Origin of the sequence: uncultured Brachyspira sp. (genome assembly GCF_934747485.1) — a bacterium.
In the GTDB taxonomy this organism is placed as follows: domain Bacteria; phylum Spirochaetota; class Brachyspiria; order Brachyspirales; family Brachyspiraceae; genus Brachyspira.
This window is the reverse complement of record NZ_CAKVGN010000031.1, coordinates 25,498-31,878: the sequence shown is the minus strand read 5'-3', so window position 1 is coordinate 31,878 and position 6,381 is coordinate 25,498. Positions and strand designations below refer to the sequence as shown.

General features: G+C 24.5%; 5 protein-coding genes. All 5 read left to right on the top strand.

Going from position 1 to position 6,381, the window contains the following annotated elements; all coding sequences use genetic code 11:
• Positions 1-104 precede the first annotated feature (104 nt).
• On the top strand, positions 105-1,139 hold the full coding sequence (locus Q0H31_RS07135; protein WP_295296771.1) for a tetratricopeptide repeat protein: 1,035 nt from the start codon (positions 105-107) through the stop codon (positions 1,137-1,139).
• An 876-nt stretch (positions 1,140-2,015) separates the two neighbouring features.
• Positions 2,016-3,293: an MATE family efflux transporter gene (locus Q0H31_RS07130; RefSeq protein WP_295296769.1), complete on the top strand. Its 1,278-nt coding sequence runs from the start codon at positions 2,016-2,018 to the stop codon at positions 3,291-3,293.
• Positions 3,294-3,676: 383 nt separating this feature from the next.
• Positions 3,677-4,672 (top strand): biotin--[acetyl-CoA-carboxylase] ligase, encoded by a 996-nt coding sequence (locus tag Q0H31_RS07125; protein WP_295296766.1) that lies wholly within the window; start codon positions 3,677-3,679, stop codon positions 4,670-4,672.
• 12 nt (positions 4,673-4,684) lie between these two features.
• Positions 4,685-5,686 carry a biotin synthase BioB gene (gene bioB, locus Q0H31_RS07120; RefSeq protein ID WP_295296764.1) on the top strand — a complete coding sequence of 334 codons (1,002 nt, stop codon included), beginning with the start codon at positions 4,685-4,687 and terminating at the stop codon, positions 5,684-5,686.
• Between the two features lie 19 nt (positions 5,687-5,705).
• Positions 5,706-6,371: a dethiobiotin synthase gene (bioD, locus tag Q0H31_RS07115; RefSeq protein WP_295296763.1), complete on the top strand. Its 666-nt coding sequence runs from the start codon at positions 5,706-5,708 to the stop codon at positions 6,369-6,371.
• Positions 6,372-6,381: the final 10 nt, after the last annotated feature.

Genomic DNA, 6,381 nt, shown 5'->3' with positions numbered 1-6,381 from the left:
ATTGTTTATCTTTACTTAATTTACTGCGTTTCATACTTAAATTTTAACAAATTTAAGTTATCTAGGACAGCCCCAAAAATAATAATAACGATGCAGAAAAAGATTTGAAAATAGCGGAAGAATTAGCTAATAAAGAAGATTATTATTTACTTTCTGTATTATATAATAATATTGGTAATACATATTTGCAAAAGAATGGTTTATATAATGCAGAAAAATATTATACAGAAAGTTTAAAAATAGATGAAGAATACATATATCCGATTTTAGGAATTGCAATTCTTTATATGAAAAAGTACGAAGAATCAAAAAATGATACCGAATATAAAAAATCATTAGAAATGTTTGATAGCCCAAAAAAAATAGACAATAATTTTGATGGTATATACTATAATGAAAGTCATTTATATAATATAAAGGCATCAATATCTAATAATGAAAATGATTATTTATATTCTATAAAATTATTAGATAAGGCTATAGAATGTGCACAATTAAATAACAATAATAAATCTTTATATTATTACGCTAAAGGTATAGTTTATAATAATTTGTATAATTTATTTAAAAAAAATGAATATAAAGATAAAGTTATAACATCTTATCTTCTTTCAATAGAATTAAATAAAGATGACTTTAATCCATATTACAACTTAGCTAATTTTTATGATAGTATAGGAAATAAAACTGAAGCAATTAACTATTATACGAAAGCAATATCAATAAATCCTGAACACGAAAGTTCTTATAATAATAGAGCATTAGTTTCTATAGACCTACAAGAATATGATAAAGCTATTATAGATATAAATAAAATACTAGAAATTAATCCAAACAATTTTGGGGCATATTATAACTTAGGTGTAATATATGCTATGCAAAATAAAATTCAATTAGCTATTGAATGTTTTTATAGATGTGTGAATTCGGTAAATAACAAAGATAAAAAAATAAAAATGAATTCATATTATAATTTAGGAATACTAAAAGGTCGTATGGGAGATAATGAATCGGCAATAAATGATATAATAAAATCTTATGAACTTGGTAATGAAAATTGCCTTAATATAATTAAAGAAGAAGCATACAAATATAATAATAAAATCGCTATCTCATATCTCAATGGTAAAATCATTTGATTCTTTTTTATTTATATCAAATTTTATTTCTTGTTCATTATAGAATTTTTTGTTTTCATGTTTATTTACTATATGGATAGTAATATTATTGTTTATGCTAATGGATAATAGTAATCCAATGAGAGAAATAAAAAAGCTAATAATAGAAATAAATGATAATATTAGATTAAAAACATCTTTTTTAGAAAAAAATAATGAAATCATAAAAGAAAAAATTGTGAAAATAACAACATAAGAAATAATAATAATGGAATTTAAAAAAGTATTTTTCATTTTATTTATTTTATGAAAATTAAAATTTATTTATTTTTTATAGTATATAGAAATATATATATTTTGTCAATTTATTATACTTATTTTTCTATAAAATATATTAGTAAATAAATATAATTAATATTCTTATTAATTAATATACTATAATGTTGAATTTTCATTAAATTATTGATGAAATTTTATTAACTGTGCGTTAAAGAAATTCAAAACTTAATTAAAATATTTATGCAATAAAAAAGTGCAAGCCTTAATCAAGACCTGTACTTTATTATTTTTAGTTTTTTGTTTGTGGTAGCTTTGTGTAAACCGCACGCAGAGCAAAATTAAAAATATAGATTTATTTGTAGTTAAAATTTTATTATATTGAAAAAATTAATCTAACCGTGCGTTAAATAATTTTTTTAATATCAATCATAATATAATTGACATTAAGCAAAAATAGAAATAATATTTAAATATGAAACTTGTTATTGAATAAAGCTCCAGCAATATTTTTATTTATTGTTTGGGGCATACTAAAAAATATTATGCTATGGTTCCTTTATAGCTTTTTAATTTATTTAGTATGCATTGTATTTGCAATCTACATTCAAGGAAAGTTTCATGTATTTAATAAAATTTTCGTTTATACTATTTATTTCAAATATACTTCAATACTTATATAGTATTATAGATATAATATTTATTTCGCATATAATTGGAGATTATGGGGTTGTAGCATTAGGAAATAGTGCTTCACTTATGTTTATTGTAACTTCTGTATCTTTAGGGTTATCAATAGGAGGCTCTATTATAATTTCCAAATATAGAGGAGCTAATGACACTATAAAATATAAACAAAGTATTACAACTCTATTATTTTTATCATCATTATTTTCTATAATAATTTCAGTATTAGGAATAATATTTTCTAAACACATATTAATATTTATGAACGTACCAAAAGAGTCTTTTAAATATGCTTATGAATATATTAGAATAATTTTTTCTGGTGTGTTTTTTATATTTTTATACAGTTCTATATCATCAGTGATAAAATCAAGCGGGAAAGAAAAAGTATCATTATGTTTTATAATTATTGCTTCTATAACTAATATAATATTGGATTTTTTGTTTGTATATGTATTGAAATTGTCAGTAAAAGGTGCTGCTTTTGCTACTGTGATATCACAGTTTTTGAGTTTTTTATTATCATTGTATTTCATAAGAAAAGATATAGTTTTTAGCATAGATATAAAAATAATGAAAGAATTGATATATGTATCTTTTCCCTGCATATTTCAAATGCTTATTATAAATATTTCTTTTTTTATTATTAATATAATGATGAATAAATATGATGTAATAACAGGTTTTACTATAGGGCTTAAGATTAATACTTTTATTGGTATGATATCATGGTCTATAGGAGAAGCTTTAAGTATATTAGTTGCAACAAGTATGGGAGAAAGAGATTATATTAAAATAAAAAATACTGTTATATTTGCTGTGTTTTTTAATATTTCTATTACTATGATGGCTGTTGCATTTATACATATATTTGCTAAAAACATTATAGCTATATTTTATAATGGTGATGATAAAACAATAAATGATATTATATTTTATTTAAGAGTTTGTGCTTCATTTAACGGTATAACATACGCTCTTATGTATATGCTTGATAGCTTTTTAATAGGAATTCAAAAATCATACTTGGCTTTTATTAATTATTTTATAGATTCAATTATTTTTAAAGTGATATTATCTATGATATTGGAAATTAGTATTGGTTTTATAGGTATATATATTTCTATGGCTGTATCAAGTGTTGTACCATCTGTTATAGGCATAATTTATTTTTTAATGTTTATCAAAACGTATAAATTAAATAAATATTAAAAATTAAAATTAAAAAAGCGTATATGTTTTAATAGCGTATACGCTGTATTTTTACATATTCCGTTAAAATTTCAATCACACCCCCGCCCTTTAAACCTTTTAACTTTATTTGTATTTTTTATGCTATTTTTTATTTTCAGTTAATTCTGTAATGATACCCCCCTCCCAAATGTTATTTAAATTTATAGTCTATGCACCACACGATAAATTTAATTTTATAGGTTATTTGATATAAATTAATAATTAAACTTATGCTTTTAATTTTACTCTGCGTGTGGTTAATAATTTGAAATTTAAATAATATTTTTTAAACAATCGTTTTAATTGTAAACCTTATATTATTTTTAGGTTGACAATTATAATAATTATGATATTATTTTCATATGACAGCAAATATAAAAGATAATATAATATCAATATTAGAATCAAACAAGGGGCTATTTATATCTGGTGAAAAATTGGCTAATGATTTAAACGTAAGCAGAACGGCTATATGGAAAGCTGTAAAATCATTAAGAAATGAAGGATATGATATTTACTCTGTTTCAAATAAAGGATATTCACTATCTAAAGAAACAGATATGTTATCATCAAAAATAATAAAGAATAATATGCCTAAATATTCTGATAAATTTAATTTTAAAATATACAAAACAGTAGAATCTACAAATATTATAGCAAGAGATATGGCAGTTAATGGGGCTGAAAGCGGAACTGTAGTATTGGCAGAAGAGCAGACAAATGGTTATGGAAGAAATGGTAAATCTTTTTTCTCTCCTTACGGTACGGGCATATATATGAGCATTATACTTAATCTAAAAAAAGAGAAAAAACTTTTTAATAGCTCATTCATAACTACAGCAGCTGCTATGGCGGTATCAAAATCAATAGAAGAGGTTTCAAATGAAAATACTCAGATAAAGTGGGTTAATGATGTATTTATAAATGAAAAGAAGGTATGCGGAATACTTACTGAAGGAGCTTTTAGTTTTGAAGATGGAAGATTAGATTATGCTGTTATAGGGATAGGTGTCAATGTTAATTTTCCTAAGAATGGTTTTCCAAAAGAATTAGACAATATAGCAGCATCAATAAATTTAAAAAATGATACTATAAATACTCAAAGCGATATGAGAAACATTTTAATAGCTAAGATATTAGAAAATTTATATGATTATTATTTTAATGATGTTGTATTTTATGAAGAATATAAAAAGCGTTCATTCTTGATAGGAAAAAAGGTTTCTATTAATATAAATGATAAAGAACATATAGTAAGGGTACTTGATATAGATGAAACTTTTGCTCTTATAATAGAATTTCAAAATGGTAAAATAGATAGAGTTATATCAGGAAGTGTAAATTATAAATTATCATAAGAGGAGATATAAATGAGAGATGTTGAACCAGCTATAAACTACGAAGTATATTTAGAAGATTTAATGCAAAAAATTATTGGCGGATATAATATAACTAAAGAAGAAGCAATGAAATTAGTTTATTCTCCTTTAGAGAGTTTATGTTCAAGAGCTAATAGTATAAGAGAATATTTCTGCTCCAATACATTTGATATGTGTTCAATAATCAATGCCAAAAGCGGAAAATGCTCAGAAAATTGCAAGTTCTGTGCACAGTCATCTCATTATGATACAAAATGTGAAGAGTACGATATATTAGACAAAGAAAAAATTTTAGAGCAGGGAAAAAGTGATTTTGATAAAGGGGTTTTAAGATATTCTATAGTAACATCAGGAAGAGCTTTATATAGAAAAGAAATAGATGAAATTTATGAGACAATAGAAACACTCAATAGAGAAACCAGCGGGTATATATGTGCCTCTTTAGGTTTGCTTGATGAAGAAAATTTTATCAAGATGAAAAAAGCAGGACTTAGAAGAGTGCATAATAATTTGGAAGCTTCAAGAAATTTTTTCAGTAAAGTATGCACTACTCATACTTATGATGATAAAATCAATGCTATAAAGAGAGCTCAAAAAGCAGGAATGGTTGTATGCAGCGGCGGTATTATGGGAATGGGTGAAGATTGGGAAGACAGAATTGATATGGCAATAGAGCTTAGAGAATTAGGCATAATGTCAATACCTGTTAATATGCTTAATCCTATAGCAAACACTCCTTTTGAAAATATTAAACCTCTTACTGAAAATGATATGAGAAGAATAGTTGCTATATACAGGTTTATTAATCCTAAGGCATTCATAAGGCTTGCAGGCGGAAGAGGGCTATTAAAAGATAAAGGGAAATCCTGCTTTTTATCTGGAGCAAATGCAGCTATAACAGGCGATATGCTTACTACGTCAGGAATATCAATAGAAACAGATAAAAAAATGGCAGAAGAATTAGGATATACAATTCAATTAACAAAAGATTAATTTATTAGGAAGTATTAATATGTCTAAAGCTATTTTTATAACTGCAACAGGAACAGATATAGGAAAAACTTATGTATCAGGTTTGATTGCAAAACACATGAAAGATAAAGGATTAAATATAGGATATTATAAAGCAGCATTAAGCGGAAGTCATGATGTATCAGACAGTGATGCTTGGCATGTAAAAGAAAAAGCTGAGTTACCAGATTCTTATAATGAAATGGTGTCATATACTTATAAGCATGCCTATTCTCCTCATTTGGCAGCACAAATTGAAGGAAATCCTCCTGATATAGATGTGATAAAAAGGGCTTATCTTGATATATCTGCTAAACATGATTATATGATAGTAGAGGGAAGCGGCGGTATAATATGCCCTATAAGATATGATGATAATAAAAAAATATTTTTAGAAGATATCATAAAAGAATTAAATATACCTTCTCTTATAATCGCAGATGCAGGACTTGGAACAATTAATGCTGCTGTTTTAACAATAGAGTATATGAGAAATAAAAATTTAAAAATTAATGGGCTTATATTAAATAGATTTGAAACAGCAAATGAAATGCATGATGATAATAAAAAGATGATAGAAGAAATGACAGGGATTAAAATTATAGGTGTTGTTATAGATGGCATTTTAAAATTAGATGATAAGAACATAGAGACTCTTTTTGAATAATATTAATTTT